The following is a 20,241-nucleotide window of genomic DNA, read 5'->3' on the forward strand; positions in this document are numbered from 1 at the left end:
CTTGGTTAGCGCGACTACCCTTTTGGTTGAAGCGAAGACCGTGGGAGGGGCTTTGGACGTCGTACTCGGAGTTTCGATGGCGCCGACGGCGGCCCAGATCGCGCTGATTGAGGGTGCCGACGCCAACGGCGTCATCGTCGACGAGGACCGGTTCCGGCTCGGGGACGACCCGGCCACGATGCGCTCGTCCGAACAAGTGATCCAGGCCATCCTGGGCACGCGCGAAGGCGCGGTCGAGGCCGGCCTGCGGCTGTCCTCCATCGGGGTGAGCTGGACCGATCAGTTGCAGGCGGCGGCGCTGCGTGACGCGCTCGCCGCCCGCAGGATCGAGAACGTCATGCTGGTCTCCGCGTTTCTGGCGGCGGTCGCGATGGGACAGGCGGTCGGTGATTCCGTCGGCTACGCGCGGACCGGCGTGCTGTTCGTCGAACCCGACAGCGCCACGTTGGCCGTGGTGAAGACCGCTGACGGTTCCCTGTGCGACGTCCGGCGCCGGCAACTGGCCGCCGACGACGGCGCTGCGGTCGGCCAGCTGGCCGAGATGCTGGCCGATGTCGGATCGATGGCGGCCCGACCCGACGGCATCTATGTGGTCGGCTCCGGTGTCGACGTCGCGATGATCAAGCCGCTGCTGGACGCGGCCACCCCGCTGACCGTGAGTGTGTCCGAAGAACACGAGATGGCACTGGCTCGAGGCGCGGCGCTCGCGTCGGCCAACTCCCCGTTGTTCGCGTCGAGTACGGCCGCGTTGGCCTATGCGCAGGACCCGGGTGGTCCCGGCGAGCTCGCCTACAGCGCCGTTGCAGACGAAGCCGTCGACGGCCGACGGCGCAGGTCCGCGATGTTGATCGGCAGCGGCGTGGCGGTCATCGCGGCCGCTGCGGTGGTAGCGCTGGAGGTGGCGTTGGCTATCAACGTCCGCCCGACGGTCGCGCTGGCCCCGACGCCCCGGCAGAACCATTTCGTTGCGCCGACGGTCGAGGCGCCTCCGCCCACCCCGGTGGCAGCGCCGCAGCCCAAGATCGACGTGCCGGCTCCGCCGTCGGTGCCCAGAGCGCTGCCGCCGCAACTACCGACCCAGGTCCCGGCCGCGGCGCCGGCTCCGGTCGCTCCAATCGTTCCGGCACGGGTGGTACCCGACCTTCCCGAGATGCCGGCTCCGGCTGCTCCGGCGCCGCGGTTGCCGGAGCCGGAAGTGGTCGCTCCGGTGGTCCCGATCATCATTCCGCCCATCCAGATCCCCAGCCCAGGGACGGTTCTGCGCCCACCGCAAGCCCGGGTACCGCGCCAGGCGCCGGCACCGCGCGTGCCAATCCCGGCCGCCCCGCCGCGGGTGGAGAACCCGGCTCCCCGGGTGCCGGTCGTCCAGCCCCCGCGGTCGGGTCCTTCGCCGAAACCGGGTCGAGGGCCCATCGGAGGTAATCCCGGCCGCGGACCGTTCGGCGGGGATGGTCCTGGTGGGCGTGGTCCCTTCGGCGGCGGTGGCCGCCCAGGTGGCGGCGGCCCCGGCGCGCACGGTCCAGGCGGTGGCGGGCATGGACCCTTCGGAGGCGGCGGCGGTCACGGTCCCTTCGGAGGCGGCGGCGGGGGCCGCGGGCACAGGTAGCTCCGTCCACCGGGCTGAGGTCCGGTGATCTGCGTTACAAATCAAACTCAGATGGAAAGCATCCGGTGGTCTGGGTACGTTATTGATAACGGGTTGGGGGATATCCGAGCATTCGATTGGGGGAGTTGTGGACACCGTCCTTGGTGTGTCGATGGCACCAGCGGCAGTCCGAATGGTGCTGGTCGAGGGTGAAAACGGCGACGGTGCCCTCGTCGAGGAAGAGAAGTTCGAGGTCGCGGCCGACCCCGATGCGACGATGTTCAACGCCGCCGAGCAGGTCGTCTCGGCGATTCTGGGGACTCGAGAAGGCGCGGCCGAGGGTGGTTACCAGCTGGCGTCGACCGGTGTGACCTGGCGGGACCCCGAGCAGGCCGCCGCGCTGCGTGACGCGCTTGCCAACCGCAAGATCGAGAACGTCATGCTGGTCTCGGCCTTCCTGGCCGCCGCAGCGCTGGCGCAATCGGTCGGTAACGAGACCAACTACGCGCAAACTGCGCTGCTCTTCGTCGAGCCCGACACCGCGACTCTGGCCGTGGTGCACACCGCCGACGGGTCGATCGCCGACATTCATACCCAACCGCTACCCGACGACGACGACGCCGCGGTGGCCCAATTGACCGAGTTGGTGTCGGGCGCCGAGTCGCTCGCCACCCACCCGGATGCGGTGTTCGTCGTCGGCTCCGGCGTCGACATCCCGCTGATCAAACCGGCGCTCGAGGCGGCGACCACGCTGCCGGTGACCGCGCCCGAGGAACCAGAAACCGCACTCGCCCGGGGAGCGGCCCTGGCGTCGGCGAACACGCCGCTGCTGTCGTCGTCGACCGCCGCGCAGGCCTACGCGCAAGACCCCGGCACCGGCGTCCAGCCACCGTTCGCAGTCGACCCGGTGCACTTCGAGAACGTCGAGAGCGGCTTGGCCTACAGCGCCGTCGAGGACGAGCAGGACGATCGCAAGCCTTTTGCGCTGATCGGCAGCATCCTGGCGTCGATCTTCGTCATCGGGGTGGCATCGCTGGTCGTCGCGCTGGGCATCAGCATTCGCACCACCTCGGATGCGCGGCCGCAGACCGGCCAGGCCGCCGTCGCGCCGAACACGCCGGCGCCCGAGGCGCCCGCGCCGACTCCCCAGGCGCCCGCGCCGACTCCCCAGGCTCCGGCACCCACTCCGGCGCCGCAGCAGGTTCCGGTTCCTGAGCAGGCTCCGACGCAGCAGGTTCCCGAGCAGGTACCGGCCCCTGCCCCCCAGGTCCCGGTGCAGGTTCCGCAGGCACCGCAGGCACCGGCGCCCAAGGTCGAGGCGCCCGCACCGGCCGCGCCAGCTCCGGCTCCTGCCGCACCGGTTCCGGTGATCGTGCCGGTGCCGGTGATCCCGCCGATCCTCACTCCGCAATCACCCGGCCGCGGCGGTGGCGGCAAGCCGCCGAGCATCGGCAAGGGTCCGGGCGGCAAAGGCCCCGGTGGCGGCGGTGGGGGCCGCGGCGGTGGCCGAGGTGGCGGCGGCGGCGGCCGCGGCGGATTCAACATCCCCTTCGTCCCCGGCATCTGATCTCGCCGGGTAGCCGTCACTTACCGTTCAGGGTCGCGATGGCGTTCGCTCATCGCAGCCACCTACACACAGTGGTATGCGATGCACGGTTTTCGGAACCGGTTACCTAGGTGCCACCCACGCGGTCGGAATGGCGGAGTTGGGCCATGACGTCGTCGGGGTCGATATCGACCCGGGCAAGGTCGCCAAGCTGGCCGGGGGTGATATCCCGTTCTACGAGCCTGGCCTGCGAAAGATGTTGCAGGCCAACCTCACTGCGGGCCGGCTGCGCTTCACCACCGATTACGACATGGCCGCCGAGTTCGCCGACGTGCACTTCCTGGGCGTCGGCACGCCGCAGAAGAAGGGGGAGTACGGCGCCGACCTACGGCATGTGCACGCCGTCGTCGACGCGCTGGTGCCCCGGCTGACCCGGGCGTCGGTGCTGGTCGGAAAGTCGACCGTGCCGGTGGGTACCGCCGCCGAACTGGGCCGGCGGGCGGCCGCGCTGGCACCCGAGGGCGTTGACGTGGAGATCGCCTGGAATCCGGAGTTCCTGCGCGAGGGTTACGCGGTGCACGACACTCTCAACCCGGACCGCATTGTGCTTGGCGTGCAAGACGATTCAAAACACGCAGAGCCGGCGGTACGGCAACTGTACGGTCCGCTGCTGGACGCTGGGGTGCCGTTCATGGTGACCGACTTGCAGACCGCCGAATTGGTCAAGGTGTCCGCGAATGCGTTTCTGGCGACCAAGATCTCGTTCATCAACGCCATTTCCGAGGTGTGCGAGGCCGCTGGCGCGGACGTCAGCGTGCTCGCCGACGCGCTCGGCCACGACCCGCGCATCGGACGCCAATGCCTCAACGCGGGCTTGGGTTTCGGAGGCGGCTGCCTGCCGAAGGACATCCGCGCGTTCATGGCCCGTGCCGGTGAGCTGGGTGCCGACCAGGCCCTGACCTTCCTGCGCGAGGTGGACAGCATCAACATGCGCCGGCGCACTCGCATGGTCGAACTGACCAGCGCGGCGTGCGGAGGATCGCTGTTGGGCGCCAACATCGGGGTGCTCGGCGCGGCGTTCAAGCCCGAATCCGACGACGTGCGCGACTCGCCGGCGCTCAACGTCGCCGGGCAGCTGCAACTCAACGGCGCCGGGGTCAACGTCTATGACCCGAAAGCCCTGGACAACGCAAATCGGTTGTTTCCGACGCTGAATTACGCGGTGTCGGTCGAGGAAGCGTGTGAACGAGCGGATGCCGTGCTGGTGCTGACCGAGTGGCGGGAATTCGTCGACCTCGACCCGGAAAGACTTGCCGACCGGGTGCGCGCCCGAGTGGTTGTCGACGGCCGCAACTGCCTCGATGTCGCTCGCTGGGAGGGTGCCGGCTGGCAGGTGTTCCGGCTGGGAGCACGGCGACCCGGCCGGTAGACTGGACATTATTGACTGGCTGTCCAGTCAGCTCGTACGATGAGTCCGTGACGGCGGTGGCGTTCCGGAAGATGCGTTTCGACATCGACGAATCGGTGCCGTTTCGATGGAACACCGCCAATCCCGCTGCCGCGTTGATGTCCAACCTGATCTCGTTTTTCGCGGTCGGGTTCGAGCGCTACATCGTGCTGGTCGTCAAAGACGCGCTCAAGGTCATCGACGACGCGGACCTGCGGGCCGAGGCCGAAGTCTTTCTCGCCCAAGAGGCCCAGCATTCGGCCGCGCACCGTAAGCACGTTAACTCGCTCATCGCGCAGTACCCCGCGCTCGCAGACACCCTCGACGACGTCATCACGTCCTATGAGGCTTTGTATGCGGCCCAACCGCTGAAGTTCCATCTGGCGTACATCGCCAGCCTGGAGGCCACCTTCCCGCCGCTGTTCACCTTCATGATCGAGAAGCGAGATGTGTTGTACGACGGGGACTCTCGGGTGGCTTCGCTGTTTCTGTGGCACTACATCGAGGAGATCGAACACCGGAGTTGCGCCGACCTGATCTTCGACGGTGTGGTGGGCAGCCGATGGTATCGGCTGCGCTCACTGCGTACCTCTATGGCCCACGTCAGCAAGATCGCGACGCTGATCGCCGACGGTATCGCCGCGGCGGTTCCGGCCGAAGACATCGGAGTCCCGCCCGAAGTGGCCACCGTCGCGGTGTGGAGCATCGAACTTCGGCAGCACCTGCCCGTCGTCGGCAGGTACTTCAAGCCGGGATACCACACCACCTTCCGCGACATCTCGGGCTGGCGGCTATTGAAACTCGTTGCCGGACTTGTGCGTTCGCAGTGGCCGGCGCATCATCCCGCCGACGAAAAGGTGCCGGACTGGTTCCACACCTGGATGGCCAGCCACGCGGCCGGCGAAGACATGGCGCACTACTACGGCAGGGCCGCGAGCTAGCCTGTCACGCCGGCACGGCCCGCGGCACATTGCGCGGCGTGCCGTCGGCTCGCAGGAAGCCGCCGGTGCGCTCGCGGCCCAGGATCTCCGTCGGCTGCCCGTCGCGGAACAGTGCCCGGCCGGAGACGAACACGGCCTGAACCGTCTCGTCGTTGCGATTCACCATGCGCGAAAGTCCGCCGTAGGCTTCGACATTGGCCTCGTGATAGGAATCCAGCGACTCGTCCAGGCGCTTGGGGTCCAAGATCACCAGATCGGCCCAGTCGCCCACCCGCAGGTGGCCGGCATCCAGTCCGTACCAGTCGGCCAGTTCGCCGGTCAACCGGTGCACGGCCTGCTCGGGCGACAGGAACGGCCGCCCGGCCTTTTCGGCATCCCTGACGTGGCGCAGCAGACGCAGACCGGAGTTGTAGAACGCCATGTTGCGCAGATGCGCTCCGGCGTCCGAGAAGCCGATTTGCAAGCCTTCCATCCGCGCCAGCCGTCGCAGCATCGTGGGCCGGTGATTGGAAATCGTTGTGCGCCAACGGACGGCGGTGCCGTGCTCGAGTACCAGATCCAGGAACGCGTCGACCGGATGCAACCCACCGCGGTCGAGGCCGACCTGGCCGAACGACTTGCCGACCACCGACTCGTCGGGGCAGGCGACGATCTCGGCGTCGAAGAAGTCCCGGTGCCACGCGCGCGGACCGAACTTGGTGTCGTAGTCCTTGCGGAATTGGCGGCGGTACTCCTCGTCGCGCATCAAAGCGTTGCGTTCGACTTCGTCCTTGAGGTGCAGAGCGGCGGCACCGGCGCCGAATTCCTCGAACACCACCAGGTCGATCCCGTCGGCGTACACCTCGAACGGCACCGGCAGGTGCTGGAAGCGGAAGTCGCCGCCGAACCGGTTCACGACGGCTGCGAGGAAGCTGGTCAGCCACACGCTGCCCGGCGCCGACTTCATGTCTGCGGCGGCCAACAGGCTGGTCTTGAGGTGCGGCCGGCGGATGCCGAGGGACTGCAGCGCCTGCGACACGATGTTCTGCGGGTGGCTGATGTCGGGACCCGATTGCAGGGCCCGGCCGGTGCGGCGCAGCAGGTTCTTCAGACGCCGCAGTTCGCGGCTCTTGGCGTACGTCGAGGGCAGCGTGCGCGACCGGCAGGTGTCACCGTCGATCTTGTCGAAAAGCAGTTGCTGCGAAGACATCCCGAGGAACCCGGCGTCCAGCGCCTCGGTCAGCATCCGTTCCATCTTGTCTTGCTCGGCGGCGGTGGGCCGCACGTCGTCGCGGGTCGACCGGTCCAGGCCCATCACCGCTGTCCGCATGTCGGAGTGCCCGATGAAGGCCGTCACGTTGGGGCCCAGGGGCAGCGACTCCAGCGCGTCGATGTACTCACTCGCGTTCGTCCACGACTGGTGCTCGCCGACGATGCGGACCACGTGCTCGTGCGGGATCGCCTCGACCCGGCCGAACAGGTCGGCGGCTTCGCCGGCGTCGACATGGATGGTCGACAGCGAGCACGAGCCCATGACGATCGTGGTGACGCCGTGGCGCACCGACTCGGACAACGCCGGTGCGGCCAGCACTTCGGCGTCGTAATGGGTGTGGATGTCGATGATGCCGGGGATCACCCACTTGCCTTGCGCGTCAACCACATCGGGGCAACCGTCGGTGTCCAGCGGTGCCGCCGACACGGCGACCACCCGGCCGTCCCGGATGCCGATGTCGCGGGTGGCCGACGGCGCTCCGGTGCCGTCGAACCATCTGCCGTTTGCGACCACTGTGTCGAAAGTCAATGTGCTCACCTCACTCGAGTGGACAGCTTACCGATACCGTCCAAGCATGGCGCTGCGGCTACTGCGGCGTTGTTTCCGGCTGCCGGGCTTTGGCGAGTTCGGAGGTGAGCGTGGGCGCGACCCAGCGGCGCAGATAGGTCCTCAATACTTCGCCGGTTCGCGGGGGACGGCCCGGGTCGATCATGAATGACTGCAATATCCGCAGCATGTATTCGGCGAGATCGTCGAGATCGTCGTCCTGGACCCCGACGTCCGCCCAGTCGACGTCCAGGCCCGCCAGGATGCCGTGGCCGAACTTGATGCCCATCTCCGAGGTGACACCGGTCGACGCCTTGGTGAAGTTGTGCACCAGCATCAATTGCACGTGCCGATCGTTCGGTAGCCATTCCAGGGTGAAAGCCAGGCTTTCCACCAGCGCATCGACGGGGTCGGTCATGCCGGCCAGGTGTTCGGCCAGCCGCTCCAGGAATCTCATGCCGGAGCGGGTGGCGGCGGCCTCCACGAGTGTGTTGGTGCCGGGGAAGTAGTTGTAGACGGTCTGGCGGGAGACGCCCAGCGTTCGTGCCACGTCGGCAATGCGCATGTCCCCGCCACGCTGGTCGATAGCCTGGCTGGCCGCGTCGAGGATGCGTTCGATCGCCTCTTCGTCGGTCGCGGGCTTGGCACCGCCCCAGCCGTGGGTGCGCATGGTTGAGACGTTACGGCCTCGGCGGGGCGTGTTTTCAGGCGGTGCGCTCCGCCTTCAGGTCGATTTCGTTGAGGGCGCGTTCGGCGTCGATCCGGTATTCGCGGTCCTGGGCACGGGTGCGTCGCCGGATCGGCATCATCACGCTACGGATGTCGCAGTCTGCTTGCGGCGCGGCGACGACCGGAGCTGATCCGGTGGGCCGGCTCAGGGTGGGAAACAGCAGCCGGCTCCCGGGGCGGGTCGCATAGGTATGCCCGGTCGGAGCGGTCCAGATGATGGTGCCGTCTGGTAGTTGCCGGTCCCGCCACCCGGGTGGCCCGATCCAAAAGGTCTTGAGCAGGTGATGTTTTCGGCACAGACAGCGCAGCACGGACGGGTGGGTGGACCCGAACGGGTAGGCGATGCCATGGTCGAGGTCGCAGCCGACGGCAGGCCGGTCGCAGCCGGGAAAACGGCAGGTCATGTCACGGCAGCGCACGAAGCGGGCCATCGCAGCGGGAATGCGGTAGCCGGGCGCGGCTTCGGTGGGATGGGTCAGGGGCAAGGCCTTGGCGCCGGCCGCGATCAGCTCCGCCAACAGTGAGGCAGGCACGGTTTGTCCAGCGATGATCTGCCCGGACGGCCGCCACAGCGTGGGTGGTTCGGGATCGGGCTTGGGCACCGCGCGAAGCGGGTTGTCCGGGTCGATCGGCGTCAGCGGTATCTCACCGTGGATTTGAGGGTCGGGTTCGGCGTCGAGGGAGGCGGCGTCGGCGACGACGTGGATGACCACTGCCTCCGCGCGGGCGTCGGACACTTTGGCAGGGCAGTCGGCGTCCTCACAGCAGCACGCCAGCCGGTCACCACCGGCGGCCAGTGTGCCGAGCGCGTCGGCCCGGCGCTGGCCCAGCGTGCGCGGATCATCGGCACACACCTGCCGTGCCATGTCGTCGAGGCGGCGGTCCAGCACCGCGGCATCGGTGGCCAGCAACGATCCCCACAGGTCGGCGGTGCCGTCGTCACCGGGTCTGATCACCACGTCCCGGCCGCGGGCGCTGTCGCGGTAACGCCGTACCGCGACGGGGTCGTAGCGGTCAATGATGGCGTCGATCGCCCGTGCGGTCTTCGACGACGAGAGCGGCCCGTAATGCAACGCGTCATTTGCCAGGATTGCGTCCACCACGCCCAGCACGGTGGGGTCTTTGATCAGGCTAGTGTGCCAGAGGATCGTGCTGACGAGCCGCAGACTCAACCGGCCTTGACCGAACAACGCGGCGACCGCCGGAAGCCGCTGGTGCAGTTCCATGGCCTGATACATCTGGCTGGAGGCCAGATTGTGGCTGATATTCAGCGCGGCGCCGATCTGGGCGGCGATCGCGTCCCAATGGTCGCAGGACCAGCGCCCGGTGGCGGTGGGTCCAGGGGCGTGACGCTCCACGAGCTCGGCAATGGCCGCGAACCGCCGTGCCGCCTCGACGGCTTCGTCACGCGTGGCGGCGTCCATGATCGACACCAACGTGGCGTCGTCAGCGCCCTTCAAGTCATCGAACATACTTTCGAATATAGCGATCTCCACCGACAAGTGGCGGCAGGTCGAGACCGGATGTGGATGAATCGCCATGTGGGGATAAACCAGCGACGAGTAGCGTCGTCCGAGTGGATTACGCCTCGGCCTACCTCGGGGAGACCCGTGCGTTCGGGGAGCTGATCCGCGGCGCCAATCAGTCCACGCCGGTGCCGACTTGCCCCGGCTGGAGCATCGACCAACTTTTTCGCCATGTCGGTCGTGGTGACCGCTGGGCCGCGCAGATCGTGCGTGACCGGATGGACAGCTTTCTGGATTTCCGCAGCGTCGAGGGCGGCAAGCCGCCGCCGGGCCTCGATGACGCGATCTCCTGGTTGAACGGCGGCGCCCGACTCCTGGTCGATGCCGTCGATCAGACGGGCGCGGAGACGCAGGTGTGGACCTTCCTCGGGCCGCGGGCCGCACGTTGGTGGATCCGCCGCCGGCTGCACGAGAACGTTGTGCATCGCGCCGATGCCGCGATCGCGATCGGCAGCACCTTCATGCTGGACGCTGCCGTGGCCGCCGACGGCATCGACGAATTCCTCGAGCGCATCGTGATTCGGGCCGGAAGCGACGGTGCGCCAATGCCACTCGAGGACGGCGACACCGTGCACCTGCACGCCACCGACCCCGGATTGGGTGAGGCCGGCGAATGGACGGTCCGGCTGCGCGAAGGTCAGATCGCGTGGTCGCACGAGCACGGCAAGGGCACGGTGGCGTTGCGCGGCGGCGCCACCGATTTGCTGCTCGCGATGACCCGGCGAGTCGCGCTGGCCGACACCGGAATCAACCTCTTCGGCGACGACGCCGTATGGCAACGATGGCTTGATCGCACCCCTCTCTAGACTTGCAGGCCATGACCACTTCGGAGATCGCAACCGTTCTGGCGTGGCACGACGCCCTCAACGCCGCTGACATCGAGACGTTGGTCAGCTTGTCCAGTGACGACATCGATTTCGGTGACGCCCACGGCGGCGCGCAGGGTCATCAAGCGCTACGCGAATGGGCCGGCTCCCTCGCCACGACGGCGGAGCTGGGCCGGATGTATGTGCGCGACGGTGTGGTGGTGGTCGAGCAGACGATCAACGGTCGCAAGGACGGTGCAGCCATCACCACGAATGCGTCGGCGTTCCGGGTGGTTCGCGACCACGTGACATCGGTGTTCCGACACGAAGATCTGCGGTCGGCGCTGGCGGCGACCGAACTCACCGAAACCGATCGGGTCGACTGAGCATGCGTGGAATCATCCTGGCCGGCGGTTCGGGCACCCGCCTGCACCCGATCACCATCGGAATCAGCAAGCAGCTGTTGCCGGTCTACGACAAGCCGATGATCTACTACCCGCTGTCCACACTGATGATGGCCGGCATCCGCGACATACTGGTGATCACCACTCCGCATGACGCGGCCGGTTTCCGTCGACTGCTCGGGGACGGTTCGCAATTCGGCATCAACCTCAGCTGGGTGACGCAGGACAGCCCGGACGGACTGGCGCAGGCTTTTGTCCTGGGAGCCGACCACATCGGTAATGACTCGGTGGCATTGGTGTTGGGAGACAACATCTTCTACGGTCCGGGCTTGGGAACCCGCCTCAGTCGTTTCCAAAACGTCTCAGGCGGAGCGGTTTTCGCGTACTGGGTCGCCAACCCGTCGGCTTACGGTGTGGTGGAATTCGATGGTGGTGGCATGGCGGTGTCGTTGGAGGAGAAGCCACAGACGCCCAAGTCGAACTATGCGGTGCCCGGCTTGTACTTCTATGACAACGACGTGATCGAGATCGCCAAGGGCCTGAAGAAGTCGGCGCGTGGCGAGTACGAAATCACCGAAGTGAACCAGATCTATCTGAACCGTGGTCAGCTTTCGGTGGAGGTGATGGCCCGCGGGACGGCGTGGCTGGACACCGGGACATTCGACTCGCTGCTGGACGCCTCCGACTTCGTCCGAACACTGGAACTGCGGCAGGGACTGAAAGTCAGTGTGCCCGAAGAGGTTGCGTGGCGACGGGGCTGGATCGACGACGGGCAGCTGGAGCAACGGGCCCGCGCACTGACCAAGTCCGGATACGGCGGTTATCTGCTGGAGTTGTTGCAGCGCAGCTAGTTCGCTGCTGAACCACTACTGACGGTAGCTGGTCAAGAAGTTGCCCAACCGCTCGATGGCCGACGCGAGGTCACGTGCCCACGGCAGGGTCACGATTCGCAGGTGATCCGGTGCGGGCCAATTGAATCCGGTGCCCTGGGTGACCAGGATCTTCTCCTGCAGCAACAGGTCGAGGACGAGCTGCTCGTCGTCGTCGATGTCGTAGACCTCGGGGTCGAGCCGCGGAAACGCATACAGCGCACCCTCGGGCTTGGTGCAGGACACCCCGGGGATCTCGTTGAGCTTGTTCCACGCGACGTCGCGCTGCTCGAGCAGCCTGCCGCCGGGCAGCACCAGATCGTCGATGCTCTGATAGCCGCCCAGCGCAACCTGAATCGCGTGCTGCGCAGGGACATTCGGGCACAGGCGCATGTTGGCCAGCAGGCTGATCCCCTCGATGAAGCTGCTGGCGTGGTCCTTGGGCCCGGTGATCGCCAGCCAGCCGGCGCGGTATCCGGCGACCCGGTAGGCCTTGGACAGGCCGTTGAAGGTCAGGCACAACATGTCCGGCGCCAGCGTCGCGAGACTGGTGTGCTTGGCGTCGTCATAGAGGATCTTGTCGTAGATTTCGTCGGCGAGCAGCAGCAACTCGTGTTTGCGTGCCAAAGCGGCCATCTGCGTGAGGATTTCGCTGCTGTAGACCGCCCCGGTCGGGTTGTTCGGGTTGATCACCACCAGCGCCTTGGTGCGCTCGGTGATCTTCGACTCGATGTCGGCGATATCCGGCTGCCAGTCCTGGGTCTCGTCGCACAGGTAGTGCACCGGGGTGCCGCCCGCCAGCGACGTCGACGCCGTCCACAGCGGGTAGTCGGGAGCCGGGATCAACACCTGGTCGCCGTTGTCCAGCAACGCTTGCAGCGTCATCGTGATCAACTCGGAGACGCCGTTGCCGAGGTAGACGTCGTCGACGTCGAATTTCGGGAAACCGGGGACCAGTTCGTAGCGGGTGACCACCGCGCGACGGGCCGGCAAAATGCCCTTGGAGTCCGAATAACCCTGCGCATACGGCAGCGCCTGGATCATGTCGCGCATGATCACGTCGGGAGCCTCGAAGCCGAACGGCGCCGGATTGCCGATGTTGAGCTTGAGGATGCGGTGCCCCTCGGCTTCCAGCCGGGCGGCGTGCGCGTGCACCGGACCGCGGATCTCGTACAGGACATCCTGCAACTTGGACGACTGCGCGAACGCGCGCTGCCGGTGGTGGCCGGAGGTGTGCGCGGTGAATTGGTGCGTAGTCACGTCACCCATGCTGCCATCGCTGTCCACTGATATTTGCTGATCGGTGTCAAACCGTGATCAGCGCTTACCTGGCGGACGCGCGCCCTTGGCCAGTCCGAGGCCCTTGACCGGCGCGGCGGGAGTCGCCGGGGCGGCCGGCTCGCCGTTGGACGGCGCCGGCTCGGACTTTGCTTCGGGTTCGGGTTCGGCTTCGGGTTCGGGCTCGGCGGGCGTGGCGGGTTTGGCGGCCGGGCTCTTCTTGGCGCCGGGCCGCTTGGCGCCGGCTGCGATACCCAGGCCCTTCACCGGTGCCTCGGGTTTCGGCGGCTTGGCCTCCTCAGCCGCGGGCGCCTCGCCACCCCCGACCGCCGCGTCTTCGGTCGGCGCTTGCGGCTTCGCCGGCCCAGGACGCTTGGCTGTCTTCTCGCCGGGACGCTTGGCGCCCGCGGCCAGACCCAACCCCTTGACCGGTGCGGCGGGTTTGGGGGGTTCGCCTTCCTTGGGCTCGGACGCCTTGGTCGCTTCAGGCTCTGCCGGCGTGGCGGCCGTCTTCTTGGCGCCGGGCCGCTTGGCGCCAGCTGCCATGCCCAGTCCCTTGGCCGGTGCTGCCGGGGTTTCGGTTTTCGACGGCGCTTCGGCTGTAGTGGCGGCCGGGGCTGCCGTCTTCTTGGCGCCGGGCCTCTTCGCCCCACCGGCCATGCCCAGCCCCTTGACCGGCGCTGCCGCGGCCGGCTTCTCGGCGGGGGCCTCGGCCGGTTCTTCAGCCTCGGGCTCGGCCTCGACCGGAGCGGCGGGGGCAGCGGCTTTGGGCTCCGCCTTCTCCACTTTCGCCGCCCGCTCTTCGGCTTCTTTGGCTGCGGTGCCCTTCTCCGGCAGTTTCACGCTGTCGCGGTCGATCGACCCGAGCAGTACCTGAGCCACGTCGAGCACCTCGACGCCGCTGCGGCCCGCTTCTTCCTGCCGGTCGTTGACACCGTCGGTCACCATCACCCGGCAGAACGGGCATGCGACGGCGACGGTGCTGGCATTGGTGGCCAGCGCCTCGTCGACGCGCTCGTGGTTGATGCGCTTACCGATGTGCTCTTCCATCCACATCCGCGCGCCGCCGGCGCCGCAGCAGAAGCTGCGCTCGGCGTGCCGCGGCATCTCGGTGAGGGTGGCTCCCGCGGCGCCGATCAGCTCGCGCGGCGCTTCGTAGACCTTGTTGTGGCGGCCCAGGTAGCACGGGTCGTGGTAGGTGATTTCCTGGGACACCGCATTCACCGGCACCAGCTTGTCGTCGCGTACCAGCCGGTTCAGCAACTGGGTGTGGTGCAGCACGGTGTAGTTGCTGCCCAACTGCCGGTATTCCTTGCCCAGGGTGTTGAAGCAGTGCGGGCAGGTGACGACGACCTTGCGGTCGACGGTCTCCACACCCTCGAACACCCCGTCGAGGGTTTCGATGGCCTGCTGGGCCAGCTGCTGGAAGAGGAACTCGTTGCCCGAGCGGCGCGCGGAATCGCCGTTACACGTCTCGCCGGTGCCCAGCACCATGAACTTCACTCCGGCGATCGAAAGTAGTTCGGCGACAGCCTTTGTGGTCTTCTTGGCTTTGTCGTCGTAGGCACCGGCGCAGCCGACCCAGAACAGATACTCGTAGCCCGCGAAGCTTTCGACGTCCTCGCCGAACACCGGGACGTCGAAGTCGACCTCGTCGATCCAACTGGTGCGCTCAGAGGCGTTCTGCCCCCACGGGTTGCCCTTGTTCTCCAGGTTCTTGAACAACACCGACAGCTCGGACGGGAACTCCGACTCCATCATCACCTGATAGCGCCGCATGTCCACGATGTGATCGATGTGCTCGATATCGACCGGGCACTGCTCGACGCAGGCACCGCAGGTTACACAGGACCACAACACATCCGGATCGATGACACCGCCCTGCTCCAGGGTGCCGACCAGCGGCCGCGTCGCCTGCTCGGGTCCGGAGCCCATGATGCGGCCGAAGCCGGACTCGGGGACGTGATGCTCCTCGGCGTGCTTTTCGCCGCGCAACTCCTCGCCGATGCCCCCTTCCGGGGTGCTCTCCAGCGGACTCGGCTTCTCGCCAAGGATGTAGGGCGCCTTGGCCATCCAGTGGTCGCGCAGGTCCATGATGACGAGCTTGGGCGACAACGGCTTGGCGGTGTTCCACGCCGGGCACTGCGACTGACAGCGCCCGCACTCGGTACAGGTGGCGAAGTCGAGCATGCCCTTCCAGGTGAAGTCCTCGATCTTGCCGCGGCCGAATTCGGCGTCGTCGGGCGGGTTTTCGAAGTCGATCGGCTTGCCGTCGGCTTCGATCGGCAGCAGCGGGCCCAGCCCGTCGGGCAGTCGCTTGAACGTGACGTTGATCGGCGCCAGGAAGATGTGCAAGTGCTTGGAGTTCAGCACGATCACCAGGAAGACGAGCGCAACCGCTATGTGAGCCAGCAGAGCGATCGTCTCGATCCACTCATTGGCATCTCGCCCAAAACCATCCATGACCGCGCCCATGGCGTGCGAGAAGAATGCGCCGCCGCCGTAAGGCAGGGTGCCGATGCTCGCCGACGCGCCACGGAAGATCGCGAAGGTCAAGATGACCAGGAAGATCATGAACAGGATCAGCCAGGCGCCGCCTGTGTGTGAGCCGTAGAACCGTGACGAACGCCCATATTCCTTTGGCTCGGAGCGCAACCGGATGATCGAGAACGTGATGATGCCGGCCAGGACGCTGAGCGCAATGAAGTCCTGCAGGAAGCCCAGCGCGTTCCAGCGGCCGACGATCGGGATGTGGAAATGGGAGTCGAAAAGGGCGCCATAGGCCTCGACGTAGACCGTGGCCAGGATGAAGAAGCCCCACATTGTGAAGAAGTGCGCCAACCCGGGGATGGACCACTTGAGCAGTTTGCGTTGTCCGAACACTTCGGAGATCTGTGCCCAGACGCGGGTACCGATGTCGTCGGTTCGTCCGGTGGTCGGCTGTCCGGACATCACCAGCCTGTACAGCCACCAGACGCGTCGCAGAGCCAGCGCGGCTACGATCGCGGTCATACCCAGGCCCACAACGAGCCTGATGATGGTCTGGTGGTCCACGGAAGGTCACCTCATTCATCGTCACTCAGAAGGGCAGCAACGCGTTAGAGGCGCCTTTGCTGCTTAACCAGCCCATACTGACACCTTTGTGGCATGCGCCGCGAGAAAGGCAAACCTAAGTTTGCGCAGATCACCAGCCCGGAGGGGCTGCGGTGTGATCAGACAAACAACCGGCGGCTCATGGTTCCGGGACCATCATCGCGCGCAGCATCGAGAGCATCTCGGAACGTGACCCCGCGCCGAGTCGGCGGCGGATGCGGGCAACGTGATGCTCGACCGTCTTCGCCGAGATGAACAGCTGGGCGCCGATGTCGCGGTAGGGCATGCCCAACAGCAGGAGTTCGGCGACTTCGCGTTCGCGGTCCGACAACGGGGAACCCGACGGGGGCTGACGCGGCGCCGACATGGGCTCGGCAGTGTGCGCCGGCTCGCCCGCGCCGGCAAGCGGCTCGCTGAAACCGGTTCCCAGCTTCAGGTCCCGCGCGAGTTGGAGCATCGCTCCCGAGATCCGGGCATCGGGTGTTTGCAGGGCCGCCTGGCCGGCCAGCCTGGTCGCATCCGAGGTCAACCCCACGTGGGAAAGGGCCCGCGCGGCCGCGGTGACCTCGTCGGCGTCGACCTGATCGGCCAGGACGCGCAGCCAGGTTCGGCCGGCCGCGGAAAGTGCTTGTGCGAGAGAGCTGTAGGGTGCCGCCGTGCTCAATGCCTGCCCGTGTGGTGCGACGGATTCCGGCGAGTTGGCCAGGATCGCCGCGTGTACGCCGGCCCAGTGCAGCGAGTTCGACCACAGCGCAGGGTTTCCGAGCGAACTGAGCAGCATAAAAGCCTGATCCAGGCTGTGTTGCAGTTGGTCGACGTGTCGCATCCGCGCGGCTGCGACCCACAATTCGCCCAGCGGGAGTAGGGCGAACAGGTCGAGGGAGTATTCGGCCAGCACCTCCATGGCGACATACCAATTCTTCTGCAGCGCACCGGTATCGCCACTGCGACGAGCGATCGCGGTTTGCAAGGCACCGGCCCACAACGCATCTCGCCGGTTCAGATCCCCCCCGACGGTGGCCGCGGCGACGTCGGCGCCGGCTGATGCCAGTTGTCCTTCCTGCATCTTGATCCACCCGCACAACAGCAGGTGTCGACGTCGGAACAGCACATCGCCCCCGGCGCGGACGGCACGACCGATCACGCTGTGTGCGCGCACCGGATCGCCGCCGTGGATGGCGGCCAGGGTGACCAACGCGGCCGGACTGTCCGGAAAGGCACCGCCGATCGCGTGTTCGACGGCGATGGCTTGACTGAGCTTTGCCATCGCAGTGGGGTACGGCTGTTCCAAGGTCAACAGCAGACCTTCCGCCAGACTGCGTGAGGCACGCGCGGCCATGGTCGGCGGTCCCGCATCTTTGAGCTGCAGCGCGGCGCGAGCTGTCGTCAGGTCACCGGTCCCGGTCAGCACGATCGTGGCCGCAGCCGCCACCACGGCGTCCGGGTACGGGCCGAGCCAACCGAACAGGTCCGCTGCCTGCGCAGAGTTCCCGTTTTGCGTCGCGACGCTGGCCGCGATCCGCACCGCCGCCGCGCGTTCGGCGGCATCGGGTGAGGCGAGCAGGTCATCGGCCAACGCCGCAGCCGCGGCACAGTCCCCGGTTTCGACGAGCGCGTCTGCCAGACGGGGCTTCAGCCCTTCGGCCCCCGCCTGGACCGCCGCCCGGTACAGCCGCGCTGCATGGGCGGAATCGGCGTGCGTGTCGGCGGCATGTTGGGTGAGGATGCCAGCCAGGCGTTCGTCGCGGAGTCCATGTTCGGCCAGCCGCAGTGCCAGACCCGGCGTGACCGTCGAGATGTCGAGTTGTGAACGCAGCAACGAGGATTCGACCTCCCGGTGGTGCGTGTTGCCGACGATCTGGGCCACCGCGTCGTGCACAAGTTGCAGAAACGCGGGCGGGTGCGACGGCTGGGCGAGTCCGCCGGCCCGGGTTCGGTCGACGAGGATTCGGGCGTCCGCCATCGAAATACCAAGCGCTGCAGCCACATCGGCGGGGCCCAGCTCCTGGGCCAAGGACATGATGAGCAACGTGTCCAATGCGGGCTCGTCGATCCGGCGCAGCCGCTCGGCAAGCGCCAGTCGAGCCGATTGTTCTGGCGACCCATCGCCGTCGGACACCGCGTGGAGCAAGAGGGGCAGACCGGCGGTGCAATCCAGCAATTGCGGGTCGACAGGTACCGGACTCAGGGAGATACGCGGTCGGTCGCGCTCGATTGCCATCGCCAGGGACCGCAACGCCGGCCGGTGCTCGTGGGTTTCGGCGGTGGCGATGACGGTCGAGTGTCCGTCGGTGACTCGATCAGTCAGTTGGCGCAACTCGGCATCGGTAAGCAGATGGGCGTCGTCGACGAGCAGCGCCGCGTCAGGTGGGTCGTCGTCGCGGGGCGGGCGGGTGAGCGTCGGGACTCCGGCGCGCCGCAAGGCGTCTTTGACGGCGCTCAGCGTGGTGGTCTTGCCGCTGCCGATGCCGCCCGCCACGAAGGCTCGCACCGGGACAGTCGAGGCATCAGCGACATCGTCGATCAGGATGCGCGCGGGTCGCGGGATGTGGGTCAGGTAGTCGGTCATGGATGCGTCGTCCACCCCCTATGTCCCACCGTGGTCAGCAGCGGTTTCCTCACCATAGCCGCTAATTGCCCCGTAACCCCGGCGATCCCCTAACGTCACATCCCCTAACGATGGCCTGGGGCGGGCGGGATTCGTACCGAACACGCGAGTCGGTGTAACCGATAGCATCTGGCTAACGCAGGATTCAGGTGGGCCGGGGTGGCAAGGAGGTGCGTGGTGGCAAACTCGTTGCTCGACTTCGTCATCTCCCTGGTGCGTGACCCCGACGCCGCGGCGCGCTACGCCGCGAACCCTGCTCAAGCCATCGCCGACGCCAATCTGACTGACGTGACCAGCACTGATGTCAACAACCTCATTCCGATGGTGTCGGATTCGTTGTCGATGTCCGGTCCTGTTGTCGGAGCTCCGGTCGCCGATTACGGCAATGTCTGGGCAAGCGGGGCCGCGACGGCCGCCTTCGATGCGTTCACGCCCCACATCCCCGCCCCTGCGGTGCATGACCAGGCTCCGGTCAGCGGTGTCATCAGTCATTCGGTTGTGCCTGAGCCAGGCGATGTGCCGGCGAGTCCCCAGCCCGCGGGCATCGGTCAGCACGAGCCGTCGGCGCTGTTCAGCGGCGGTGATTCGGCGCATATCGGCTTCGAACATGCGGCGTTCCCGGTGAGCGACCCCGGTATCTGGGATCACGCGATCATTCATCCCGATGCCCATCCCCACGACGGCCAGCCCGATCATCACGACTTCGGCATCCACGGCTGATTTCCGTTTACCTACCCCGTCTGCGCCGCCAGAGATGGGTGGTTGACGTGCGCAAACGGTTGTCAGTAGGGCGGTATTCAGGCTCGGGATGGGGAGTCCGAAATTTCCCCTAACCCCCTAATGGGGTAGACCCCGGTATCCCGATAAGTCTTCACCAGGCTGGGGGAACTGACCCCGATTTGCTGAGCCCGCGAAATCCATACGGTTTATGACAGAGCGCCGGTCACTTCGGCGAATGCTTCACGGTTTCGATTGAAGGGAAACAACAATGACCTCGCTTGTCGACTACATCCTGAGCCTGTTCCGCAACGAAGAGGCGGCGCGGTCATTTGTCGCCGCTCCCGGACAGGCCATGACCAGCGCCGGACTGGTCAACGTGTCCCCGACCCAGATCTCCTCGGTGGCCGCAGACGCGGTGCCTGGCCTGAACATCTCCTCGGACGACCCGATTGGCGGGTTGCAACAGGCGGTAGCGGTTCAACACGGCTTTGCACCGCCGACATTCGCGGGCCCGGATGCCGGCCCAGTTTTCGGTGCCGCCGCGCCGATCGTCGGCGACGCCGGCGTCGTGGCGAACGACGTCGGGTTCATCGCTACCGATGCTGCGCTGGCTGCCGGCGACGTCGGCTTCGGAGTGGCCAACGTCGTCGCGGCGGATGCCGGACTTGTCGGGCCGAACGTCGTCGGTCCGGTCGTGGGTGCTCCCGGACTGCCCGTTGTCGGACCGACGGGCGGATTGGTGGCCGAAGCTGGTGTGGGTGCTCAGGCCGGTCTGGATGTCGAGTTCGGCGTGCAAGCCGGAATTGGCGCCGGTGTCGGTCTCGGCGTGGGGACCGGCGTCGGCGTGGGCGCGCAGGCCGGCGTGGGTGTCGGCTTTGAAGTAGAAGCGGG

The 20,241-nt window shown here is 66.9% G+C and carries 15 protein-coding genes; 9 read left to right on the forward strand and 6 right to left on the reverse strand.

Features of this window, described 5'->3' with window-relative positions; translation table 11 throughout:
• The first annotated feature begins 52 nt into the window (after positions 1-52).
• The 4 genes from AC5Y47_RS23250 (at position 53) to AC5Y47_RS23265 (ending at position 5,519) form a co-directional block, all read left to right on the forward strand.
• Positions 53-1,606, forward strand: a complete 1,554-nt coding sequence (locus AC5Y47_RS23250; RefSeq protein ID WP_499946601.1) for a DUF7159 family protein — start codon at positions 53-55, stop codon at positions 1,604-1,606.
• A gap of 127 nt (positions 1,607-1,733) precedes the next feature.
• The gene (locus AC5Y47_RS23255) at positions 1,734-3,152 is read left to right on the forward strand and encodes a DUF7159 family protein (RefSeq protein ID WP_499946602.1); all 1,419 of its coding nucleotides are present in this window, start codon (positions 1,734-1,736) and stop codon (positions 3,150-3,152) included.
• A 76-nt stretch (positions 3,153-3,228) separates the two neighbouring features.
• Positions 3,229-4,560: a UDP-glucose dehydrogenase family protein gene (locus AC5Y47_RS23260; RefSeq protein ID WP_499946603.1), complete on the forward strand. Its 1,332-nt coding sequence runs from the start codon at positions 3,229-3,231 to the stop codon at positions 4,558-4,560.
• Between the two features lie 47 nt (positions 4,561-4,607).
• A complete protein-coding gene (locus AC5Y47_RS23265) occupies positions 4,608-5,519 on the forward strand; it encodes a metal-dependent hydrolase (RefSeq protein WP_499946604.1) in 912 nt (303 codons plus the stop codon).
• A gap of 4 nt (positions 5,520-5,523) precedes the next feature.
• On the opposite strand, the gene AC5Y47_RS23270 is transcribed toward AC5Y47_RS23265, so the two are convergent.
• Genes AC5Y47_RS23270 through AC5Y47_RS23280 form a run of 3 tightly spaced genes read right to left on the reverse strand, consistent with a single transcriptional unit; the run spans position 5,524 to position 9,518 of the window.
• Entirely contained in the window at positions 5,524-7,299 is a 1,776-nt protein-coding gene (locus AC5Y47_RS23270; RefSeq protein WP_499946605.1) for an N-acyl-D-amino-acid deacylase family protein, read from the reverse strand.
• 58 nt (positions 7,300-7,357) lie between these two features.
• Positions 7,358-7,987 (reverse strand): TetR/AcrR family transcriptional regulator, encoded by a 630-nt coding sequence (locus AC5Y47_RS23275; RefSeq protein ID WP_499946606.1) that lies wholly within the window; start codon positions 7,985-7,987, stop codon positions 7,358-7,360.
• A 34-nt stretch (positions 7,988-8,021) separates the two neighbouring features.
• Entirely contained in the window at positions 8,022-9,518 is a 1,497-nt protein-coding gene (locus AC5Y47_RS23280) for an HNH endonuclease signature motif containing protein (protein ID WP_499946607.1), read from the reverse strand.
• Between the two features lie 104 nt (positions 9,519-9,622).
• On the opposite strand from AC5Y47_RS23280, the gene AC5Y47_RS23285 reads away from it, so the two are divergent.
• Genes AC5Y47_RS23285 through rfbA form a run of 3 tightly spaced genes read left to right on the forward strand, consistent with a single transcriptional unit; the run spans position 9,623 to position 11,633 of the window.
• On the forward strand, positions 9,623-10,378 hold the full coding sequence (locus AC5Y47_RS23285) for a maleylpyruvate isomerase family mycothiol-dependent enzyme (RefSeq protein ID WP_499946608.1): 756 nt from the start codon (positions 9,623-9,625) through the stop codon (positions 10,376-10,378).
• Between the two features lie 11 nt (positions 10,379-10,389).
• Complete coding sequence (locus AC5Y47_RS23290) at positions 10,390-10,764, forward strand: nuclear transport factor 2 family protein (protein ID WP_499946609.1); 375 nt, start codon at positions 10,390-10,392, stop codon at positions 10,762-10,764.
• 2 nt (positions 10,765-10,766) lie between these two features.
• Positions 10,767-11,633, forward strand: a complete 867-nt coding sequence (gene rfbA, locus AC5Y47_RS23295) for a glucose-1-phosphate thymidylyltransferase RfbA (RefSeq protein ID WP_499946610.1) — start codon at positions 10,767-10,769, stop codon at positions 11,631-11,633.
• 15 nt (positions 11,634-11,648) lie between these two features.
• Here the strand turns inward: rfbA and AC5Y47_RS23300 are convergent, their stop codons facing one another.
• From AC5Y47_RS23300 to iniR, 3 genes are all read right to left on the reverse strand, one after another.
• A complete protein-coding gene (locus AC5Y47_RS23300; protein ID WP_499946611.1) occupies positions 11,649-12,938 on the reverse strand; it encodes a pyridoxal phosphate-dependent aminotransferase in 1,290 nt (429 codons plus the stop codon).
• 30 nt (positions 12,939-12,968) lie between these two features.
• Positions 12,969-15,941: a (Fe-S)-binding protein gene (locus AC5Y47_RS23305; RefSeq protein WP_499946615.1), complete on the reverse strand. Its 2,973-nt coding sequence runs from the start codon at positions 15,939-15,941 to the stop codon at positions 12,969-12,971.
• Positions 15,942-16,161: 220 nt separating this feature from the next.
• A complete protein-coding gene (iniR, locus tag AC5Y47_RS23310; protein ID WP_499946612.1) occupies positions 16,162-18,591 on the reverse strand; it encodes an isoniazid response ATPase/transcriptional regulator IniR in 2,430 nt (809 codons plus the stop codon).
• A 216-nt stretch (positions 18,592-18,807) separates the two neighbouring features.
• On the opposite strand from iniR, the gene AC5Y47_RS23315 reads away from it, so the two are divergent.
• Both AC5Y47_RS23315 and AC5Y47_RS23320 read left to right on the forward strand, forming a co-directional pair.
• Positions 18,808-19,350, forward strand: coding sequence for an Rv0340 family IniB-related protein (locus tag AC5Y47_RS23315; RefSeq protein WP_499946613.1), 543 nt, complete (start codon positions 18,808-18,810; stop codon positions 19,348-19,350).
• A 268-nt stretch (positions 19,351-19,618) separates the two neighbouring features.
• Positions 19,619-20,241 (forward strand): IniB N-terminal domain-containing protein (locus AC5Y47_RS23320; protein WP_499946614.1); only part of this gene is annotated, 623 nt, incomplete at its 3' end.

It is taken from the genome of Mycobacterium sp. NGS22 (assembly GCF_059813095.1).